Annotated in this window: 19 protein-coding genes, 6 tRNA genes and 2 rRNA genes; 7 read left to right on the top strand and 20 right to left on the bottom strand. The window is 37.6% G+C overall.

All coding sequences use genetic code 11. The features are described from left to right. Positions 1-70: 70 nt before the first annotated feature. The 3 genes from gldJ to H4K35_RS09175 all read left to right on the top strand — a co-directional run bounded on the left by gldJ (position 71) and on the right by H4K35_RS09175 (position 3,503). Positions 71-1,597 carry a gliding motility lipoprotein GldJ gene (gldJ, locus tag H4K35_RS09185; RefSeq protein ID WP_182627230.1) on the top strand — a complete coding sequence of 509 codons (1,527 nt, stop codon included), beginning with the start codon at positions 71-73 and terminating at the stop codon, positions 1,595-1,597. A 66-nt stretch (positions 1,598-1,663) separates the two neighbouring features. Then, a complete protein-coding gene (gene murF, locus H4K35_RS09180; protein WP_182627228.1) occupies positions 1,664-2,968 on the top strand; it encodes a UDP-N-acetylmuramoyl-tripeptide--D-alanyl-D-alanine ligase in 1,305 nt (434 codons plus the stop codon). Between the two features lie 64 nt (positions 2,969-3,032). Further along, the gene (locus tag H4K35_RS09175; RefSeq protein WP_182627226.1) at positions 3,033-3,503 is read left to right on the top strand and encodes an NUDIX hydrolase; all 471 of its coding nucleotides are present in this window, start codon (positions 3,033-3,035) and stop codon (positions 3,501-3,503) included. A 68-nt stretch (positions 3,504-3,571) separates the two neighbouring features. Here the strand turns inward: H4K35_RS09175 and H4K35_RS09170 are convergent. From H4K35_RS09170 to H4K35_RS09145, 6 genes are all read right to left on the bottom strand, one after another. Then, positions 3,572-3,653, bottom strand: a tRNA-Leu gene (locus tag H4K35_RS09170). Positions 3,654-3,747: 94 nt separating this feature from the next. Next, positions 3,748-3,820: transfer RNA gene (locus H4K35_RS09165), tRNA-Lys, on the bottom strand. Positions 3,821-3,864: 44 nt separating this feature from the next. Beyond that, a tRNA-Lys gene (locus H4K35_RS09160) sits at positions 3,865-3,937 on the bottom strand. 43 nt (positions 3,938-3,980) lie between these two features. Next, a tRNA-Lys gene (locus H4K35_RS09155) sits at positions 3,981-4,053 on the bottom strand. Between the two features lie 42 nt (positions 4,054-4,095). Further along, a tRNA-Lys gene (locus H4K35_RS09150) sits at positions 4,096-4,168 on the bottom strand. Between the two features lie 36 nt (positions 4,169-4,204). Next, positions 4,205-4,277 (bottom strand) — tRNA-Lys (locus H4K35_RS09145). Between the two features lie 138 nt (positions 4,278-4,415). On the opposite strand from H4K35_RS09145, the gene H4K35_RS09140 reads away from it, so the two are divergent. After that, complete coding sequence (locus tag H4K35_RS09140) at positions 4,416-4,937, top strand: shikimate kinase (RefSeq protein ID WP_255492413.1); 522 nt, start codon at positions 4,416-4,418, stop codon at positions 4,935-4,937. Here H4K35_RS09140 and H4K35_RS09135 read toward each other — a convergent pair. Genes H4K35_RS09135 through H4K35_RS09125 form a run of 3 tightly spaced genes read right to left on the bottom strand, consistent with a single transcriptional unit; the run spans position 4,934 to position 6,388 of the window. Then, the gene (locus H4K35_RS09135; protein WP_182627222.1) at positions 4,934-5,431 is read right to left on the bottom strand and encodes a phosphoribosyltransferase domain-containing protein; all 498 of its coding nucleotides are present in this window, start codon (positions 5,429-5,431) and stop codon (positions 4,934-4,936) included. The two genes, H4K35_RS09140 and H4K35_RS09135, sit on opposite strands and share 4 nt — an antisense overlap. After that, the gene (locus H4K35_RS09130; RefSeq protein WP_255492412.1) at positions 5,428-6,024 is read right to left on the bottom strand and encodes a methyltransferase; all 597 of its coding nucleotides are present in this window, start codon (positions 6,022-6,024) and stop codon (positions 5,428-5,430) included. Before H4K35_RS09130 ends, H4K35_RS09135 begins: the two co-directional genes overlap by 4 nt. Continuing rightward, positions 5,999-6,388, bottom strand: a complete 390-nt coding sequence (locus tag H4K35_RS09125; RefSeq protein WP_182627220.1) for an RNA-binding S4 domain-containing protein — start codon at positions 6,386-6,388, stop codon at positions 5,999-6,001. The genes H4K35_RS09130 and H4K35_RS09125 overlap by 26 nt, the downstream gene beginning before the upstream one ends. 82 nt (positions 6,389-6,470) lie before the next feature. Here H4K35_RS09125 and H4K35_RS09120 point away from each other — a divergent pair, with 82 nt between their 5' ends. Further along, entirely contained in the window at positions 6,471-7,562 is a 1,092-nt protein-coding gene (locus H4K35_RS09120; RefSeq protein ID WP_182627218.1) for a hypothetical protein, read from the top strand. A gap of 101 nt (positions 7,563-7,663) precedes the next feature. Here the strand turns inward: H4K35_RS09120 and H4K35_RS09115 are convergent, their stop codons facing one another. After that, positions 7,664-8,626: a transketolase family protein gene (locus H4K35_RS09115; RefSeq protein WP_182627216.1), complete on the bottom strand. Its 963-nt coding sequence runs from the start codon at positions 8,624-8,626 to the stop codon at positions 7,664-7,666. Positions 8,627-8,647: 21 nt separating this feature from the next. Beyond that, the gene (locus tag H4K35_RS09110) at positions 8,648-9,499 is read right to left on the bottom strand and encodes a transketolase (RefSeq protein WP_182627214.1); all 852 of its coding nucleotides are present in this window, start codon (positions 9,497-9,499) and stop codon (positions 8,648-8,650) included. 167 nt (positions 9,500-9,666) lie between these two features. Between H4K35_RS09110 and H4K35_RS09105 the strand changes: the two genes are divergently transcribed. Further along, positions 9,667-10,440, top strand: coding sequence for an ABC transporter ATP-binding protein (locus H4K35_RS09105; RefSeq protein WP_182627212.1), 774 nt, complete (start codon positions 9,667-9,669; stop codon positions 10,438-10,440). Here H4K35_RS09105 and H4K35_RS09100 read toward each other — a convergent pair. The 3 genes from H4K35_RS09100 to H4K35_RS09090 are packed head-to-tail and all read right to left on the bottom strand — an operon-like array spanning position 10,424 to position 12,825. Continuing rightward, a complete protein-coding gene (locus tag H4K35_RS09100; RefSeq protein ID WP_182627210.1) occupies positions 10,424-11,425 on the bottom strand; it encodes a cation diffusion facilitator family transporter in 1,002 nt (333 codons plus the stop codon). The two genes, H4K35_RS09105 and H4K35_RS09100, sit on opposite strands and share 17 nt — an antisense overlap. 10 nt (positions 11,426-11,435) lie before the next feature. Continuing rightward, positions 11,436-11,999 carry a pseudouridine synthase gene (locus tag H4K35_RS09095; RefSeq protein WP_182627208.1) on the bottom strand — a complete coding sequence of 188 codons (564 nt, stop codon included), beginning with the start codon at positions 11,997-11,999 and terminating at the stop codon, positions 11,436-11,438. Positions 12,000-12,009: 10 nt separating this feature from the next. Then, positions 12,010-12,825, bottom strand: a complete 816-nt coding sequence (locus H4K35_RS09090) for an alpha/beta hydrolase (RefSeq protein ID WP_182627206.1) — start codon at positions 12,823-12,825, stop codon at positions 12,010-12,012. 212 nt (positions 12,826-13,037) lie between these two features. Between H4K35_RS09090 and pepT the strand changes: the two genes are divergently transcribed. Continuing rightward, positions 13,038-14,285: a peptidase T gene (pepT, locus tag H4K35_RS09085; RefSeq protein WP_182627205.1), complete on the top strand. Its 1,248-nt coding sequence runs from the start codon at positions 13,038-13,040 to the stop codon at positions 14,283-14,285. A 106-nt stretch (positions 14,286-14,391) separates the two neighbouring features. Here the strand turns inward: pepT and H4K35_RS09080 are convergent, their stop codons facing one another. From H4K35_RS09080 to H4K35_RS09055, 6 genes are all read right to left on the bottom strand, one after another. Continuing rightward, the gene (locus H4K35_RS09080; protein ID WP_182627203.1) at positions 14,392-14,916 is read right to left on the bottom strand and encodes a GNAT family N-acetyltransferase; all 525 of its coding nucleotides are present in this window, start codon (positions 14,914-14,916) and stop codon (positions 14,392-14,394) included. Positions 14,917-15,056: 140 nt separating this feature from the next. After that, entirely contained in the window at positions 15,057-16,811 is a 1,755-nt protein-coding gene (gene rpsA / locus H4K35_RS09075; RefSeq protein WP_182627201.1) for a 30S ribosomal protein S1, read from the bottom strand. A 267-nt stretch (positions 16,812-17,078) separates the two neighbouring features. After that, positions 17,079-18,101: an EamA family transporter gene (locus tag H4K35_RS09070; protein ID WP_182627199.1), complete on the bottom strand. Its 1,023-nt coding sequence runs from the start codon at positions 18,099-18,101 to the stop codon at positions 17,079-17,081. A gap of 2 nt (positions 18,102-18,103) precedes the next feature. Further along, positions 18,104-18,577: an Lrp/AsnC family transcriptional regulator gene (locus H4K35_RS09065; RefSeq protein WP_182627197.1), complete on the bottom strand. Its 474-nt coding sequence runs from the start codon at positions 18,575-18,577 to the stop codon at positions 18,104-18,106. A gap of 552 nt (positions 18,578-19,129) precedes the next feature. Further along, positions 19,130-19,239 (bottom strand): 5S ribosomal RNA (gene rrf / locus H4K35_RS09060). 116 nt (positions 19,240-19,355) lie between these two features. Then, a 23S ribosomal RNA gene (locus H4K35_RS09055) occupies positions 19,356-19,442 on the bottom strand; the annotation flags it as partial.

The raw sequence follows: 19,442 nt of genomic DNA, 5'->3' as shown, positions 1-19,442 counted from the left end.
TTCACAGCAAGGATATTGCTAATTAATCGTTAATTCTTATATTGCGTCAAATTATTTACCCGTTTTTAACATGAAGATTAATAGACTTATGACTTTACAACTGCTTGCTGGCCTACTAGCTACAGTTGGTTTAACGAGTTGCAGTAACACAAATAATGGAGTTTCTTCTGCTACTGGTTGGAAAATAAATGATAAAAAAGGAGGCTTTCAGTACAACACTAATTTTGAACAGCAGAATCCTAAGGGTATGGTATCCATTGAAGGGGGTGCTTTTACAATGGGAAGAGTACAAGATGACATCATGGCTGATTGGAACAACAATCCAAAGCAACAGTATGTGCAATCTTTTTATTTAGATGAAGCTGAGACAACAAACATCGCGTATAACGAATACTTATACTGGTTAAAAAGTGTTTTCCCTCCTACGAATCAGGTGTATGCAGAAATTTACAAAAGCGCTTTACCCGACACAACAGTTTGGAGAAGTGGTTCTGGATTTAATGAAACACTAATTTCCAGCTACTTAAGACATCCTGCTTACGCAAATTACCCTGTAGTTGGAGTAACTTGGTTGCAAGCCAATGATTATGCAAAATGGAGAACAGATCGAGTTAATGAATTAACGTTAGAAAGAGCTGGGTACCTAAAAAAAGATGCTAAAATTGTGGAGGCTTACGCTGATGCACACTTTAGCACTGAAACTTATTTAGCAAATCCTGAAGCTGTATACGGTGGAAATAGTGATATCGTATACCGCGGAGTAAAAAATAAAGCAAAAGAAGGTGAGAAAAACCTCTATGCTACAATGAATTACGGACTTTTCACTGCAGAATACCGCCTACCTACTGAGGCAGAATGGGAATATGCTGCAATAGGAATGGCTGGAACAAGAGAATACAACAACTACCAAGGAAGAAAAACATATCCATGGGAAAATCCTACGAAAAAGAGAGGAAGCAATGGACGTAACAATACGTTAAAATCACAATATGCTAACTTTAAACAAGGTCGTGGTGATTATGGAGGAATTGCTGGTTGGGCAACTGATAACGCAGATATTACCAATGCGGTAAAATCATATGCTCCAAACGATTTCGGTCTATACGACATGGCTGGAAACGTTGCGGAATGGGTAGCTGACGTTTACGATCCTCAAATCGACCAAATTGACACTGATTTCAACTTCTTCAAAGGAAACATCTACTACAAAAATCAAATAGGTCCTGACGGAAAACCGCAAATTGTAACAGATCAAACGGTTGTGTTTGACACTTTATCTAATGGTCGTCTACGCGTGCGTAACTTACCTGGACAAGTAGCTCAAACGGTGTATGATGCTAATACAAATGAGGCTACAGGAGAAGAAAACGCTGAAGAAACACAAACTTCAAGAGCGAAAAAACAAACGCAAATTGCCAATATTTACAACGAGAAAAGCCGTGTAATTAAAGGTGGTTCATGGAAAGACAGAGCTTATTGGTTAGATCCTGCTACAAGAAGATTCCATCCAGAAGATCAAGCTACTGATTATATCGGATTCCGTTTAGCCATGACGAAAGTGGGGCAAAAACAAGTAATCCGCAAAACGAAAAACTAATATATAACGCTATATTTCTTTTAAAAGTCCTAATTTTAATTAGGACTTTTTTTTTACTTTTGACTTATGAATATACAAGAACTATACAGCTGCTTCTTAGAGGCTGACGGCATATCAATTGATACGAGAAATATTACTCCTAACAGTCTTTTCTTCGCTTTAAAAGGTGATAACTTCGACGCAAATGAATTTGCACAAGAGGCTTTGAACAAAGGTGCGCGTTATGTGATCATGGACAATTCCAAACTCGTAACGGATCGCGATAAGATGTTTCTTGTTCAAAATTCTTTAGTCGCGCTCCAACAATTAGCCAATTACCACAGACAACAATTGGGTCTTCCTATTATTGCACTAACGGGAAGCAATGGAAAAACAACGACCAAAGAATTGATCAAATCTGTTTTAAGTCAAAAATACAACGTCAAAGCAACCCAAGGGAATTACAACAATCACATTGGCGTTCCTTTAACTCTGTTGCAATTTGACGACGAAACTGATATAGGCATTGTAGAGATGGGTGCAAACCACCTCAACGAAATTGCTCTTTTATGCAGCATTGCACAACCTGATTACGGCTATATTACCAACTTTGGCAAAGCTCACTTAGAGGGATTTGGCGGTTTTGAAGGCGTAATTAAAGGGAAAAGTGAGCTCTATGACTACCTTGAAGACAATCATAAGATGGCATTTGTCAATGCAGATGATCCACGTCAAGATGCCAAAACGATGACCTTTTCACGATTTACCTTTGGCTCCAAAGACACAGAACCCAACCTAGAGGTTACTTATCTTCCTACAGCAGAAGTAGCTCGTATTCAAGTCGGTAATCAAGAGATACACTCACACCTCACTGGAACATACAACGCCACAAATATGGCGGCAGCTGTAGCAATTGGTCAATATTTTGGCGTGAGTTTAGAGGAAGCAAATCAAGCCATTCAGGAGTACATCCCAACGAATAATCGATCACAATGGATTAAACAAGAACCATTTGCTATTTTATTAGATGCGTATAATGCAAATCCATCTAGTATGGAACTCTCCATAGCGAACTTCGATCAACTCCCGTCCACTACGCCTAAAATTTACATCTTAGGGGATATGTTTGAGTTAGGAAGTGCAAGTGAGAAAGAACACCAAGCCATCGTACAACAACTAACAGAAACCACACACGCCAAAGCGTTTTTCATTGGTAGAGAATTCTTCAAAACAAAAAAATCAACTCAAGTAGAATCCATGGAGTTCTATGAAACCCTCGATAATTTCTTTACGCAATACCCCAAGATAGAAGAACTCTTGGCAAATAAAACCGTTTTAATTAAAGGTTCAAGAGGAATGGCTTTAGAAAAAATCGTTTCTTTTTTAAAATAATCCAAAGGCTGAATAACGTATTCAGCCTTTTTTGTTTTACCTTCATCTCCTCAAAACAACAAAAATGCAAGAAAAAGTTTATCCTAACGCAATTCCCACAGTGGATATTGCGGTACTGCGTTTAAATGCAGACCAAACCTATTCCCTATTACTGGGTAAAAAAGAAAATGAACCCAAATGGCGTTTTGTAGGCGGATTTGTCGATGCAGATGATTCTAGCTATGAATCAGCCGCTGTAAGAGAGTTATTCGAAGAAACCAACCTCGTAGCTACTCCAGACGAGATACGCTACTTAGGCTCAACTAAAATCGATGATCCCCGCTACCGCAACCACAAAGACAAAATTATCACCCATTTGTATCTGTTAGAAATTCCTGCAACAACAGCAGATATTCAACCCAAAGATGACATCAAAGCCTTACAATGGTTTCCCTTAACTTCTTTCTCTACAGAAGAGGTTATGGAAGTGCATCATCCTATTGTAACCCTTTTTATGAGGTATTTACAATTAAACAATACTACCTCAATAGCATAATTGCCATGCTAAATCAGTAATAAAAAAACGCAAACACCTATAAATAAGATGTTTGCGTTTTTTAAAAGTGACCGGAATGGGACTCGAACCCATACGTCTTGCGACACCACCCCCTCAAGATGGCGAGTCTACCAATTCCTCCACCCGGCCTTGTGAGTGGGTAAATATAATTCTTTTTCTATTTTCTTTCATCAAGAAATCGCTAAAGAATTAAAAAAAGCCATTCGATTAGGAATAGCTTTTGTGACCCGACTGGGGCTCGAACCCAGGACCCCAACATTAAAAGTGTTGTGCTCTACCAACTGAGCTATCGAGTCGTTACTAATGTAACTTGTATGTGCATTTTTTTTATAAAAGATAGTGACCCGACTGGGGCTCGAACCCAGGACCCCAACATTAAAAGTGTTGTGCTCTACCAACTGAGCTATCGAGTCTAATCAATTATAATTTGTATGTCTCTTTTATTTTATAAAATAGTGACCCGACTGGGGCTCGAACCCAGGACCCCAACATTAAAAGTGTTGTGCTCTACCAACTGAGCTATCGAGTCATTACAATCCAAAGAATTGCGATGTATTTTATAAAATTTAAGTGACCCGACTGGGGCTCGAACCCAGGACCCCAACATTAAAAGTGTTGTGCTCTACCAACTGAGCTATCGAGTCATTGCAATCTTAGAATTGTATTTTTTAGAATTTCTGTGACCCGACTGGGGCTCGAACCCAGGACCCCAACATTAAAAGTGTTGTGCTCTACCAACTGAGCTATCGAGTCTAATCAATTCCTGATTGCGGGTGCAAATATAGAACGTTTTTTTTTAAAAACATCATGTTTTTGTTTTATTTTTGTCAACATCATCCCTCAAAAACAGGGTATTTTTACATAACTCACTATTTTACAACCCCTTATTTTATGGAAAAAATAATTATTTTAGGTTATATGGGTGCAGGAAAATCCACAATTGCGCAACAACTTGCGCAACAACTCAACCTTCCCTACTATGATCTAGACCATGAAATCGAAAAACAACAACAAAAAAAAATTAGCGCACTCTTTGCTGAAAAAGGAGAAGTCTTTTTTAGAAAAATAGAACACCAAGTCCTCCATCAACTTTTAAACAAAGAAGAAAAAGCCATCATTAGTCTTGGGGGAGGTACACCTTGCTATGCCAATAATCACGAAGTTTTACAATGGAAACACGTACACTCGTTTTACCTCAAAGCATCAATAGCAACCCTCGCTGAAAGATTAGAAAAAGAAAAAGAGCATCGCCCTATGCTGCAAATTAACACGGACGATACTCTTGAAACTTTTATTGCCAAACACCTCTTTGATCGAAGTTATTTTTATTATCAAGCCAAACACATTGTGGTTGTGGATGACAAGTCTGTAACTCAAATTGTAGATGAGCTTGTCGCTCAACTCACCAACTAGCTTAAATAAGCATACTCATCCTCTGCTGTAAAAACAACTTGAATATGCTCCAATAAGGAGGTCGATAGCGACAATCCTTTATAGTCTGCTTTAATGGGGTAGGTCTTGTGATTTCGATCGATTAAAACAGCTGTTTTCATTTTCTTAACGGGTACATTCAAGAAGTGTTTTACTCCGTAGATAAGTGTTGCACCCGAATTCAAAACGTCATCCACCAAAACAATCGCCTTTCCGGTGTACTCTTCTTCTTTTAAAGAAGTGTGAATGGGATTAATTGGATTGGCCTTGTCAATTTGAACTTCGCATAGTTTAACTTCGATAGCTGCAATCTCACTCAATACTTTGGCAATCTTTTGCGCAAATATAAAACCGCTATTCGCTACTCCAGCGATAACGATTTCTTGTTCTTCTGAAAAGGTCTCGTAAATTTGATACGCAATGCGTTTGGTTTTAAACCCAATTTGCTCTTTATTTAAAATGATTTTTTTGGTCATATCTTTTTCTTTAGTATAATAAACAATTCTCTATCTTGTCTTGGTTTAATCGAGTTGAATGCGGGTTCCATAACCTCGAGAGTAAAATACGGTTCGAACAACGCCTTATACGTTTCGCGATCACCACCGAAGGGAGGACCTGGTTGCTCAAAAAAAGCATCAAATAACACCCCTACTAATTTGCCATTCGGTCGAAGTAATTCGTACATCTTTTTGACATAATCCTCTCTTTTCTCCATAGGAAGCGAACAAAAAAACGTCTGCTCTAAAATGAGATCATATTGTCCTTCATGCGCAAAAAAGTCCCCTATAATCACGTGATCGACAGGGAAATCAGCGTGCTCTTTTGCTGTTTCTTCCATGGCAATAGCAGTAAGATCTATACCTACACTTGAAGTAAACCCTTTGCGATGCAAATACAACAACTCGTGTCCATGTCCTACCCCGGGAACTAAAATACTTCGTTCAGTTTGCGTAAGCTGATCGATATACGCTTGTAAAGGCGTGGTAATAGACTTAGCATTCCACTTAGCCTCCTGATTGCGATAGCGATCCTCCCAATACGCTTTATTCAATTCCTTCGTCATCTTCATCTAAATCCAAGAATCCATCAATATCTCTTCGATCCTTCTTCGTAGGCCTTCCCGTTCCTTTAGCGCGGTAGTATTCTTTGGTTTGACGCAACAAATCCAAATGCTCAAAAGCCTCTGCTGGAGTTTCATCTTTGCGGTAAATATCTACCAACTTGGCCCCTACTCGGTTTAAAGGGACGTCTAAGACCGTTAGTTTATACACAATTTGATCTTTTCGCAACGTAATCTTATCTGTGGGAAAAACTTCGCGTGAAGGCTTTACGGTTTGCCCATTTACTGTAATATGTCCTTTTTTACACGCCTCTGTTGCTATGTTTCTAGTTTTGTAATACCGTACACACCACAAGTATTTGTCAATACGCATAATTAAATATTAAAATTCTTTATTATTCAAGACAAAAATAAAGTAAAATTGTATCTTGCACTACTAAAATAATTCAAAAATAATGAATAGACTATTTTCTATTTTTGGTATTCTTACACTTGTAATTACGGCGATCAGCTGCAATAAAAGTGATGATTCAGGAGGTTTTACACCTGAGCCATTGAAAGATTCCCATGAAGTATATGTAAATAACAAAGCATCAATCCTGAAGTATTTAAAGAACAACTACATGATTGAGCGTAACGGGGTAATTACTTTTGATAGTATTAACAGTGCAAATCACACCAATGAAAAAGCTATTTTTTACGATAGCCGCTTAGACTCAATTGTAGTAAACAATGAAGATTATGCTGCTTTTTCTTTGATCGACCCGTATGATCGTACTAAAGTAATTTACAAGTATACTAAATCGGCGGATACAGTTAAATACAAAATATACTATTTGGTTTTGAACCAAGGACAAGGTCAAACAAGTTCACCTGTAGATTCGATCTTTGTTAAAAGAACGAGTTTCAGCTTAAAAAATGAACGTATTACCTCAAACAATCACCCAACAACTGGTGGATTCTATTCATTTCCTCCAACAATTGCAGAGTTAAAGAATACTGTTCCTGCTCCTTTGCGCATGTACACTGGAGAGCGTCAGATGTTGAAGAAGATCAAAACGGCTCTGCATTCAGGTATTAATCCAGATGGAACAATTTCATATGACCAAGCAACTGCTGGGCGAATTATTGTTTTTATCCCTGCGGGAATAGGTCAGTTCAACAGTGGGTTTGACAAATTAAAAGCCTATGAACCTTTTATTTCGGATTTGACGTTAATCAGTACTTTTGAACGCGATCACGATTTAGATGGAATCCCATCTAAATATGAAGTAAAACCTGAAAAAATAGGGACTGAGTTAACGATTCACGATTATTTCGAATACGACACCAACAACGACAATGTACCAAATTTCTTAGATATTGACGATGACGGTGATGGGGTTCCAACGCGAATTGAATTGCAGTATAAGGATGCAAATGGAAAAATAAAACACTACCAATACGATGCGGCAGAATTAAAGAATTGTTCAGAAACACCTCGTTATCTAGACAACACTTGTAAGCCATTTATGGTTGATGGAGAATGGGTGTGGCCAAGCAAATAAACCACGTATTACAAAATATAAAAGCAGTTGATTATCAACTGCTTTTTTTACATCTATCAAAAAAAAAGAGAGGTATTACCTCTCTTTTTTTTGTCTTTCGCTTATCGCTTAAACTTTCTGTTGATAACCAATTCTGATTTTTCAACAATATTAGCAGCTTTTAAGCCATATTTTTCCATTAATTCATCTGGTGTACCCGATTCACCAAAAGTGTCTTGTACAGCTACGAATTCTTGTGGTAATGGATTATTCAATGCCAATACACGAGCTACGCTTTCTCCTAAACCTCCTAAAAAGTTGTGTTCTTCAGCTGTAACCACGCATCCTGTTTTAGCCACCGAACGCAAAATAGCTTCTTCATCCAAAGGTTTAATCGTATGAATATTGATAACCTCTGCTGAGATTCCTTTGGCTTCTAATACTTCAGCTGCCAATAACGCTTCCCATACCAAATGCCCTGTTACAACTATGGTTACATCTTTTCCTTCTTGTAAAAGCACAGCTTTTCCAATTTCGAATTTCTCGTTTTCTGGCATAAAGTTAGGCACAACTGGGCGCCCAAAACGCAAGTATACAGGACCATCATGCGCTGCAATAGCTAATGTTGCTGCTTTGGTTTGATTGTAATCACACGTATTAATTACCGTCATACCAGGTAACATTTTCATCAAACCAATATCTTCTAAAATTTGGTGAGTAGCACCATCTTCTCCTAATGTTAATCCCGCATGTGAAGCACAGATCTTAACATTTTTCTCAGAATAGGCAACCGATTGACGGATTTGATCATATACGCGACCTGTTGAGAAATTGGCAAATGTTCCCGTAAACGGAATTTTCCCTCCAATAGTCATCCCTGCCGCCATACCGATCATATTAGCTTCCGCGATTCCCGCTTGAAAAAAACGCTCTGGATGATTCTTTTTAAAATCGTCCATTTTCAATGATCCAATTAAATCAGCACATAAGGCAACTACGTTTTCGTTTGTTTGCCCTAATTCTGTAAGTCCAGCTCCAAAACCTGAACGCGTATCTTTACTTCCTGTATTTATATATTTTTTCATGATAATTCTAAAGTCAACAGATTAATAATCTCCAAATGAAGTTTCTGGATTTTGTTTTAACGCTTCTTCTAATTGAGCATCATTAGGTGCTTTTCCATGCCAAGCATGTGTTCCCATCATAAAGTCAACGCCATTCCCCATTTCCGTGTGCAACAATACACAAACTGGTTTTCCTTGTTTTGCCAACCCTTTCGCTTGCTCATATCCTTTTAGAATCGCATCAATGGAATTTCCTTCTTTGATTTCGATTACACTCCAATCAAAAGCTTCAAATTTCGCTTTCATCGAGCCTAAATTCAATACCTCTTCTGTTGGCCCATCAATTTGTTTTCCGTTTAAATCGACTGTTGCAATTAAATTATCTACTTTATTAGCAGAAGCATACATAATCGCCTCCCAGTTTTGACCTTCTTGAAGTTCTCCATCACCTAAAAGTACATAGACTAAATGCTCGTCTTTATTCAATTTCTTAGCTTGAGCCGCTCCAATACCTACAGACAACCCTTGCCCTAAAGATCCTGAAGCCATGCGTACTCCTGGTAATTTATCGTGAGTACAAGGGTGTCCTTGTAATCTCGAATTTAATTTTCTGAAAGTAACTAATTCTGATACTGGAAAATATCCACTACGTGCTAATACACTGTAAAATACAGGGGAAATATGCCCATTAGATAAAAAGAAAAGATCCTCTCCTTCTCCATCCATTGTAAAAGTCTCTTTGCGATCCATAATCGCTTGATACAATGACACTAAATATTCAGCACACCCTAATGAACCACCTGGATGCCCAGAATTCACCGCATGTACCATTCTAAGAATATCTCTTCTTACTTGTGTAGTTAACTCCGTTAGTTGTTGTGTGTTCGGTTTCATTATTTCGACAATCTAAATTTATTATGCAACAAATATAAAACTTATTTACTGTACTCTATGGTATAATCCGACGAATCTAATAGTGATCTTCACCTTTTTTACTGTTGAATCTTACCTGCTAAAAAGAATGTAGTAAGTTTGTATTTGGTTACTTAAAAAAGAGGATTATGTTACATACAAAAGCGTTAACAATTGGTTATTCGACAGGACGAAGACAGACCAAGGTCATCCAAGAAAGCCTGACCTTCGAGCTTACGCCCAATTCATTAACCACCTTATTAGGTATCAACGGCATTGGTAAATCAACCTTACTGCGAACCTTGATAGGGCATCAACCTCCGTTAAGTGGAGGGATCACCCTTGGTGACAAACCACTTACCTCCTATTCTGCACATGAATTGGCAAAAGAGATTAGCGTTGTCCTCACCGAACCTATTCCTCAGTTGAATCTTCGCGTAATAGAATTACTGCAAATCAGTCGAACACCTCATGTAAATTGGCAAGCAAAATTGACAAAAGAGGATCAATACTGGATTGACAAAGCCGTAGATCTAACTTCAATCGCCTCTTTAGTACATCAACCGCTAATGAATTTGAGCGATGGCCAATTGCAACGGGTGTTAATCGCTAAAGCCCTTGCCCAAAACACACCGTTGTTGATTTTGGACGAGCCTTCTAGTCATTTGGATCTCAACCACAAAGTCAAGTTATACCAACTCTTACACCACCTTACACGAGAGGAAAATAAAACCATTTTATTTTCCAGTCACGATATCGAATTAGCTCTGCACTTTGCAGATGAAGCCCTAGTTCTTCAAGCTGATGGGTATACAAAAAACACCATTGATGCCTTAATTGCCAATGGTGTTTTTGATCGCTTTTTTCAAGAGGATTACTTGCGGTTTGACAGGCAAAACAAGCGTTTTACTCTTGTCCAGTAGTACTGGTATGTCGTTTATTTTTTGAAACATTCTCTATGGTCCACTTGATTTGTCTTTCAAATGGTTCCTTGCGGAATGGACAATCTTGTTTGCTACATATTTTACACGAAAACGTCTTACAGTCGTCCATGTGAACAAATAGTTCTAAATCAGAACCAAATTGATCACTGATCTCCTTTTCTAGCAATTCTACTTCCTTATGCCCTTCTACAATGGTAAAATACCAGGGAACCGTCATGTGACAATCAAAGTGCAGCACACTGCCATACTTTATGATGCGCATATTATGTAGGTCAATCCAGTTCTCTTTTCGGTTGCTTTCTAAGTATTCTATTACCTCTTCTAATAAGGCTTCGTCAGTTTCATCCATAATTCCCGATACTGCACCTCGAACAATTTTATACCCTGTAACAATAATAATCAAGGCAAAAATAAGGGCAACCCCACTATCGATCCAATGCAAGTTAGTGAAGAACAACAAGAGCAATCCTAAAATAATTCCGACAGTCGAATAGGTATCAGATTGGAGGTGTTTTCCACTCGCTACCAACGCAAGTGATTTGTTTATTTTTCCTTTTTTGATTGCGTACCACCCCAGAACATAGTTAACTACCGCAGTAACCGCGACTAAAAAGATTCCGTAATCGAGTTGTCCTATCGGTTGCGGATTAATGATGTTGCGTACCCCCTCAAAAATAATGGCTATTCCCGCCATGATAATCAATCCTCCTTCGATAGTTGCAGAAATAAATTCTACTTTTCCGTGGCCATAGGGATGGTTTCGATCTCGAGGTTGTGCCGATAAATACAAGCTGTACAAACCGATAAAACCGCTAATGACGTTGACCACACTCTCCAAAGCATCTGTAAAAATAGCGACAGATCGAGTCATATACCACGCAACTAGCTTTATCAGAAACAACAGTACACCAACAATTGCTATAATTTTTTGAAATTGGTAATTCTCATTTGCTTTACTATGCATACACTTAGTTTTACAACGTTGTTACTTCTTTTACCTCTCCCACTTTCAAACCAGCCAGAGCAATATTTCCGATTCTCACACGAACCAATCGCAAGGTCGGAAATCCGACGCTAGCAGTCATTTTTCGCACTTGTCTAAACTTACCTTCTGTCAACACAAGGCGAACCCAACTGGTTGGCCCATGTCTTTCGTCTCGTATTCTCCTTCCTACACCAATCCAATCCGGCACTTGATCCAAAGCTTCGACTTCGCATTCTTTGGTGAAGTACTTTTCTCCCTTTACACCAATTTCCACGCCCTTACGCAATATTTCAATTGCTTCATCTGTAATTCGTCCATCCACTTGTGCGTAGTATTCTTTTTCATATTTTTCCCCGCGTATACGCTCACTCATCATTCCATCGGTAGTCAATAGCAACAATCCTTCTGAATTTTCATCCAATCGCCCTATAGCCATAGTTCCTACTGGAAAATCAAATAACTCTCCTAATTTTCTTTTGTTTCTTTTCTTTTCGTATATAAACTGACTGATATACCCGTGTGGTTTGTAGAGAAGAAAGTGTCTGTGTTCCATTATGTGTTAGTTATTTTTCAAATGTCTTAGTGTAAAAAGCGTTAATTGCATCGATATAACCTTCACCGTGATAGGTTTTAGTCATGGCTTGAAACCCTTGTAAGTGTCCTCCTTTATAGGCAACCACTTCGCTTTTGGGATTTAGTGGTTTCACTCGATGGCTGTCTTGCATCGTGGTCAATCCATCGCGATCGCCAACAATAAATAAAACAGGAAGCGTTAAACGCGTCAAGGCTTTGTCATACGCATTCGCACCCGGAGGTAAGTGGATTTCTTTTTCCAAAAAATGATACAAGCGTTCAATAATTATTTTGGGATCCACCACAAAACCATCAGCGATTAAGTAGTCATACGGTTGAACATTATGTGTAATAACTGCAGAAATTGTTCCCATAGACAGGGCCCAAACGCCTATTTTTGTATTGAATTTTTCTTTCGCATAAGCAACAACGGCTTGCAAATCAATAGCAAATTCGTCGTAATACAGCATATCCTCTTCCATTTCAAAAGCATCACTTGCCCCAAATCCACGATAATCAAACATCACTACTGTATAGCCCTGGTTGACTATTTCAATCCCCTGCCTGAGCCAATACGACATATTACCCGCATCGCTATAGGCGAGAATTAAGGTTCGATTCAATCGATTAGCATCATCGGGATATATCGTCCAGGACTGTAAGGCATACCCATCCGCAGTCTCAATCTGCACTTCCTCATAGCGAAATTTAGAGTTTGCCGGCGTGTCAACATATTCTTTTATTGGATTTACAGCCAGTACAACTTGTGCAAATAACAAGCTCAACAAACAAAATAAATGCTTCATTACGCGTCTTTTTTGAATTGAAATTCAAAGATACAACAATCCTTCTTTACAGATTATTGCCTTGCCGTGAAAATAGCGTTTACTAATGATATTCTAATTTTTTTAAACTAGCCCCAAAGAGCAGGGTAAAACTACTGCCGTGAAAAAGCCTGGACATTATAAGGCTTTCATTTAATAAATTCATACTTTTGTTAGATATAAAATTTAATACTATGCAACATATTATTGATCGTTTCATCAGTTATGTGACTGTTGATACAGAGTCTGATCCTTCTTCTCAAACCTGCCCTAGTACTGAAAAGCAATGGGACTTAGCAAACAAACTAGTTGAAGAATTAAAACAAATTGGTCTAGAAGACGTAACAATAGATGAGAACGCATATGTGATGGCAACTTTGCCTAGCAATGTAGAGCATGAAGTACCAACAATTGGTTTTATTGCTCACTTTGATACATCACCTGATTTTTCTGGTGCAAATGTAAAACCACAGATTGTCGAGAACTATGATGGTGGCGATATTGTTTTAAACAAAGAACAAAATATTGTACTATCTCCTTCATACTTTAAAGATTTATTACAATATAAAGGACAAACACTAATTACCACAGACGGTACTACTTTATTAGGAGCGGATGACAAAGCGGGAATTACAGAAATCGTTTCAGCGATGGAGTATTTAGTACAACACCCAGAAATTAAACACGGAAAAATCAGAGTAGGATTCACACCTGACGAAGAGATTGGTCGTGGAGCACACTTGTTTGATGTGAAAAAATTCGGTGCAGAATGGGCTTACACGATGGATGGAAGTCAAATTGGAGAGTTGGAATACGAAAACTTCAATGCAGGATATGCGAAACTAACTTTCTCAGGTAAGAGTGTCCACCCTGGATATGCAAAAGGGAAAATGATCAACTCAATTCTTCTAGCAAATAAGTTCATCAACAAATTGCCAAAAGACGAAGTACCTCAAAAAACGACAGGATACGAAGGATTCTTCCACGTGCACACAGTGAGTGGTAGTATTGAAGAGTCTGTTGTAGAGTTAATTATACGCGATCACAACCTTAAGAAATACGAGCAACGCAAAGTATTTATTGACAAGTTAGCGAAGAAATTCAACAAAAAACACAACAAAAAATTCGGTGGACCAATTGTTTCTTGCGAGATTGGAGATCAGTACTTCAACATGAAGCAAAAAGTTGAACCTGTTATGCACATTGTAGACACGGCAGAACAAGCGATGAAAGAATTGGGGATAAAACCATTGATCAAAGCTATACGCGGTGGAACAGATGGATCACAGCTATCGTACATGGGATTACCTTGTCCGAACATATTCGCTGGGGGACATAACTTCCACGGAAAATACGAATATGTACCTGTAGAAAGCATGGTAAAAGCAACAGAAGTAATCGTTAAGATTGCTGAGTTAACCGCTTCTAAAGCAGTAAAATAATAAATGTATAGAAAAGGAGATTCGATTGAATCTCCTTTTTTTATAGCACGAGTATTGTTTCTCTTTTTAGCTATACCTTGTACACCCTTATAAAATAGGAACAGTATTACTTCTTTTTAAGGCTATAGCCAGATCGAAGTCTAGCCATGACGATTTTATCGTGATAAGCCCCCTGTCGATAGCAAGCTTCTTTCAGGACCCCCTCGACGGTAAATCCAGCTTTTTCATAGGCTTTGATGCCGCCATAATTCAGTTCTGAAACAGTGAGCATGATGCGATTCAACTGCAGGACTTCAAATCCGTATGTGACAACTTCTTGCGTAACTTTTGTACCAATTCCCTTGCCCCATTGTGATTTATCTCCAAGGAAAATGAAGTATTCTCCGCTGTGATTCAGCGTCGATATACCACTGATCCCCGCATAGCCAATTAGCTCTCCTGATTCCCTTAAAAACACTCCAATATTGTAGGTGTTTTGTTCATCAAACAAACCTTCATACCAAGCGTCTATTTGTTCTTTTGAGGTTAAACGCTGAAAGAGACTCAAAGAAAACTTGATCACTTCTTCATCATTAATCCAGGTATAAAAAGGGATTACATCCTCTTTGGACAGCGGTTTTAATTCAATCATGGCTGTTGTATATAAATAGTATCAAATAACCAAAGATAAGATCCATTCTCAAAACAATACAAGCATTCGCGATTTATCTAAATAAAAAAAAAGCCCTGACACAAAGTGTCAGGACTTTTTAGCTTGTATAGATGAAAGGATTAGTTTCCTTTTTCCATTCTTTCTTTCAACTCAGCAAGAGCGTCGATATCTCCTAAAGTTGTTTTTTCTGCAGTGTTTACAGAAGTTTCAGCTGTTTTCACATTTTTCTCTTCTTCTTCGCGGAAGATAGAAGTGTGAGAAGCTACTACTCTTTTGAATTCTTTGTTGAACTCGATGATTTTGAACTCAGCAGCATCACCTTTTTTCAATTTCTTCCCGTCTTCTTTTTCTAAGTGACGAGTTGGAATGAAAGCTACAACATCTTCTTCGAAAATTACAGTAGCACCTTTGTCAACTAATTCAGAGATTTCACCATTGTGGATTGTACCAACTGCGTAAGCATCTTCGTATTTATCCCATGGGTTAGCTGTTGTTTGTTTGTGACCTAAAGATAATTTACGTCCTTCAACGTCTAACTCTAATACAACAACGTCTAATTTGTCTCCAACGTTTACAAACTCAGATGGGTGTTTGATTTTTTTCGTCCAAGATAAGTCAGAGATGTAGATTAATCCATCAATTCCTTCTTCTAATTCTACGAATACACCGAAGTTTGTAAAGTTACGAACGATACCTGAATGCTTAGATCCAACTGGATATTTAGCAGTGATATCTGTCCAAGGGTCTTGTGACAATTGTTTGATACCTAAAGACATTTTTCTTTCTTCTCTATCAAGAGTTAAGATAACTGCCTCTACTTCGTCTCCAACTTTTACGAAATCTTGTGCAGATCTCAAGTGAGTAGACCAAGACATTTCAGAAACGTGGATTAAACCTTCAACACCTTCAGCAACTTCGATGAAAGCACCGTAATCAGCTAAAACAACTACTTTTCCTTTTACTTTATCACCAACGTTTAAGTTAGAATCTAAAGCATCCCAAGGGTGAGCGTAAAGTTGTTTTAAACCTAATTGAATTCTTGTTTTCTCGTCGTCGAAATCTAAAATTACAACATTTAATTTTTGATCTAACTCTAACACCTCGCTTGGGTGGTTGATTCTTGACCAAGATAAATCTGTAATGTGGATTAATCCGTCAACACCTCCTAAGTCAATGAATACTCCGTAAGAAGTAATGTTTTTAACAACACCTTCTAACACTTGACCTTTTTGTAATTGACCGATAATTTCTTTTTTCTGTACTTCGATATCTGCTTCGATAAGCGCTTTGTGAGATACAACAACGTTTTTGAATTCGTGGTTAATTTTAACAACTTTGAATTCCATTGTTTTGTTTACGTATTGATCGTAATCACGGATAGGCTTAACATCAATTTGAGAACCTGGTAAGAATGCTTCGATTCCGAATACGTCAACGATCATACCTCCTTTAGTTCTACATTTTACGAAACCATTAACGATTTCTCCTGACTCATGAGCAGCAATAACTCTATCCCAAGCTTTGATTGTACGAGCTTTTCTGTGAGATAAAACTAATTGTCCGTATTTATCTTCTCTAACGTCGATTAATACTTCAACTTTGTCTCCTACTTTTAAGTTCGGGTTGTAACGGAATTCGTTTAATGAAATAACACCTTCAGACTTAGCATTGATATCTACAATCGCGTCTCTGTCAGTGATTCTCACTACAACTCCCTCAACTACTTCCTCGTCGTCTGTAGAAATAAAAGTTTTGTCTACTAAGCTTTCAAATTCTTTTAATTGATTTGCATCTACTGCATCGATACCATTTTCATAGTTATCCCAATTAAAATCTTTTAAAAATTCTTCCTGTGTTTTTGCGTTTTCAGACATGTGCTGATAATAAATTTGTATTCTGCATTATCTAGTTTCTTTATACAGCGATAAGGAACAGAAGTGGTTTTACATTTATAACTGTTTGACTTTTAGTGAAACAACGCTGATCTAAAAGCTGTGCAAAAGTACAACATTTTTTAAATGTAAAAAATATATTTGTACTATTTTTTAAATCAAATGACTCACCCCTAAAGTATTAGACAAAAAAAAAGCTAGCGCAATGACGCGCTAGCTCTAATCAATTTTATAATAATGAAAAAAGAATTAATTACTCATATGGAGTTGTTCTTTGTCTTGAGTGTCCATGCGACGTTTCTTTTGAAACCCCTTAAAGAACTTACTGTCTTTATAAAGGTCCCAATTCATCAATCCAACACTCAACAAAACAACAACTAAACCGCCAATTTGAAGACTTGTAATAATATCGTCCGTAAAGAAATAGCTCAAAGCTACTGCAACCACAGGGTTTACATAAGCATACGTACTTACTTCGGTTACAGGTCGGTTTTGAATCAACCAAATATAAGATCCAAATGCCAAGATTGATCCGAAAGTAATTAAATACACTAACGAGAACCATCCTGAAGCTGAAATCTCATAGATATCAAACTGCGCATATTCACCGTTTAATAAAGCCACGATGGTAAACAAAACACCTGCTGTAATCATCTGCCATGATGTTTTCACCATTACGTGTAAATCTTCTCCTTGATTCTCATTTTTTGTTTTAGAATACTTCGAATAAAGCGAACCAACTGTCCATGCGATTGATCCCAAAATCAATAACACCATACAGAAAATATTTAGTAAACGTTGACTCTCGTCACCAGCGATTGTAATTTGTTCAGCGAATAACATGATAACGCCAACGAATCCAAGGATCAATCCCAAGATAATGGGTAAACTTGAAAAGTTGTGTTTCCATTGTTTCTTATCTAAAATAATAAACCACAAAGCTGCTGCTGCGGCCATAATAGCTGCAATACCACTTGATACGTGTTGCTCCGCCCATATTAAGGCTCCCATATCAATGAAGAGCAATAGGAATCCTGTAATACACGCTTGTTTTACTACTTGTTTATTAAAGATCTTATATCCTCTCATTTTACAATAGGTCAATAAAATCATACTGGCAGCAAAAAATCGCAAGGATCCTAAAACAAAGGGCGTAAAATCACTCAATGCTTTATGAATAAAAAAGAATGTAGACCCCCATACAAAGTATACTACTAAGTATGCACCTAAGACTAATTTATTGTTTGTTTGATTTGTAGCTACTGCTTTCATACCTATTCTAATGTATCTGGAATTATTAATTTATTATCTTCTTTTACTGTTTGTAAGACGATTATTGTTCTTGTTGAAATAATCCCTTCAATCTTTGATAGGGAGTTGCGCATTAAATTTACAAGTGCAATAGAATCCGATGTTCTTACTTTTACGATATAACCGTCATCACCAGCAATATCGTGTACTTCTAAAACTTCTGGAATTTGAGCTAAAGCTTTTCCTGTGTTTTCATCTCCAATGATCTCATCTACTTTAATAAAAATAAAAGAAAGCATTTTCTGATTGATTGCATTGGGATTTACTCTTGCGTGATAAGCTACAATCGCATCTTTGTGTTCGAGCTTCTTTACTCGTTCTAACACTGCTGAAGGCGCCATTCCAAGCTCACGAGCTAATTCAGAATTATTGATTCGCGCATTGTCTTGCATCATACGCAAGATCTTTAAATCAATTTCATCTAACTTATATTCCATCGTTATCTAGTTTTACACGGCAAAGATAATACAAAAGAATAATATACGGAAATATTTAATGTTTAATGAATATTATTCGGTAGTTAAATATTTGTAAACATAAAAATTCTGACATAAATTCAAATATTACGAATAATTCAATGAAATTAGACAAAAAAAACGTTTTTGATAATTATACTTGAGGAGAAGTGAATGCTAAGTTGTTGTTCGCGCTTTTTGTTGTTTGCACGGTTTATCTCACCTAGTTTATATTGGTTTTGGTGTTCGATGAATCTACGATTTGTTTTTTGCGCGGTTTATCTCACCTAGTTTATATTTTGTTTTGGTGTTCGATGAATCTACGCTACGCTACGATTTGCACGGTTTGTTATTTGCGCGGTTTGCACGGTTTGTTTAGTTTCTTCATTTGTAAGATAATTGTGCTTTACAACGAGCATCGAACGAAGCGCAAAGAGCGACGAGCGACGAAATCTGTGTTGATTATTCTCATCTTTACCATTCACTATAAACCAAAAAAAAAGCCTGACTACTTGCGTAATCAGGCTTTTAAAAGAAGGGCGACGACATACTCTCCCACCATGTGGCAGTACCATCTGCGCTAGCGGGCTTAACTTCTCTGTTCGAAATGGGAAGAGGTGAGCCCCGCCGCAATAACCACCCTAAAGCGGTTGTTATAAATTCCTAAAAGGATCCTATAACTAATATTGTATATTATAACTTAACAAATACATAACTAACTTTAGAAAGTTGCCCTCCCTCTACATAACGTAGAGGGAGATACACATAAGCTTACGGGCTATTAGTACTACTCGACTTTGACATTACTGCCTTTACATCTATAGCCTATCAACGTTGTCATCTTCAA

This window comes from Myroides sp. NP-2 (genome assembly GCF_014145665.1).
Classification (GTDB): domain Bacteria; phylum Bacteroidota; class Bacteroidia; order Flavobacteriales; family Flavobacteriaceae; genus Flavobacterium.
Note: the sequence above shows the minus strand (reverse complement) of the source record. Positions and strands in the feature narration are given on the sequence as shown.

What these genes read in the sequence shown, in the direction of transcription:
- H4K35_RS09140 (WP_255492413.1), top strand. Translation starts at nt 4,416, where the DNA reads ATGGAAAAAATAATTATTTTAGGTTATATGGGTGCAGGAAAATCCACA.
- H4K35_RS09105 (WP_182627212.1), top strand. Translation starts at nt 9,667, where the DNA reads ATGTTACATACAAAAGCGTTAACAATTGGTTATTCGACAGGACGAAGA.
- H4K35_RS09090 (WP_182627206.1), bottom strand. Translation starts at nt 12,825, where the DNA reads ATGAAGCATTTATTTTGTTTGTTGAGCTTGTTATTTGCACAAGTTGTA.
- H4K35_RS09135 (WP_182627222.1), bottom strand. Translation starts at nt 5,431, where the DNA reads ATGACCAAAAAAATCATTTTAAATAAAGAGCAAATTGGGTTTAAAACC.
- pepT (WP_182627205.1), top strand. Translation starts at nt 13,038, where the DNA reads ATGCAACATATTATTGATCGTTTCATCAGTTATGTGACTGTTGATACA.
- H4K35_RS09100 (WP_182627210.1), bottom strand. Translation starts at nt 11,425, where the DNA reads ATGCATAGTAAAGCAAATGAGAATTACCAATTTCAAAAAATTATAGCA.
- H4K35_RS09115 (WP_182627216.1), bottom strand. Translation starts at nt 8,626, where the DNA reads ATGAAAAAATATATAAATACAGGAAGTAAAGATACGCGTTCAGGTTTT.
- H4K35_RS09070 (WP_182627199.1), bottom strand. Translation starts at nt 18,101, where the DNA reads ATGAAAGCAGTAGCTACAAATCAAACAAACAATAAATTAGTCTTAGGT.
- H4K35_RS09065 (WP_182627197.1), bottom strand. Translation starts at nt 18,577, where the DNA reads ATGGAATATAAGTTAGATGAAATTGATTTAAAGATCTTGCGTATGATG.
- H4K35_RS09120 (WP_182627218.1), top strand. Translation starts at nt 6,471, where the DNA reads ATGAATAGACTATTTTCTATTTTTGGTATTCTTACACTTGTAATTACG.
- gldJ (WP_182627230.1), top strand. Translation starts at nt 71, where the DNA reads ATGAAGATTAATAGACTTATGACTTTACAACTGCTTGCTGGCCTACTA.
- murF (WP_182627228.1), top strand. Translation starts at nt 1,664, where the DNA reads ATGAATATACAAGAACTATACAGCTGCTTCTTAGAGGCTGACGGCATA.
- H4K35_RS09130 (WP_255492412.1), bottom strand. Translation starts at nt 6,024, where the DNA reads ATGAAGATGACGAAGGAATTGAATAAAGCGTATTGGGAGGATCGCTAT.
- H4K35_RS09110 (WP_182627214.1), bottom strand. Translation starts at nt 9,499, where the DNA reads ATGAAACCGAACACACAACAACTAACGGAGTTAACTACACAAGTAAGA.
- H4K35_RS09125 (WP_182627220.1), bottom strand. Translation starts at nt 6,388, where the DNA reads ATGCGTATTGACAAATACTTGTGGTGTGTACGGTATTACAAAACTAGA.
- H4K35_RS09080 (WP_182627203.1), bottom strand. Translation starts at nt 14,916, where the DNA reads ATGATTGAATTAAAACCGCTGTCCAAAGAGGATGTAATCCCTTTTTAT.
- rpsA (WP_182627201.1), bottom strand. Translation starts at nt 16,811, where the DNA reads ATGTCTGAAAACGCAAAAACACAGGAAGAATTTTTAAAAGATTTTAAT.
- H4K35_RS09175 (WP_182627226.1), top strand. Translation starts at nt 3,033, where the DNA reads ATGCAAGAAAAAGTTTATCCTAACGCAATTCCCACAGTGGATATTGCG.
- H4K35_RS09095 (WP_182627208.1), bottom strand. Translation starts at nt 11,999, where the DNA reads ATGGAACACAGACACTTTCTTCTCTACAAACCACACGGGTATATCAGT.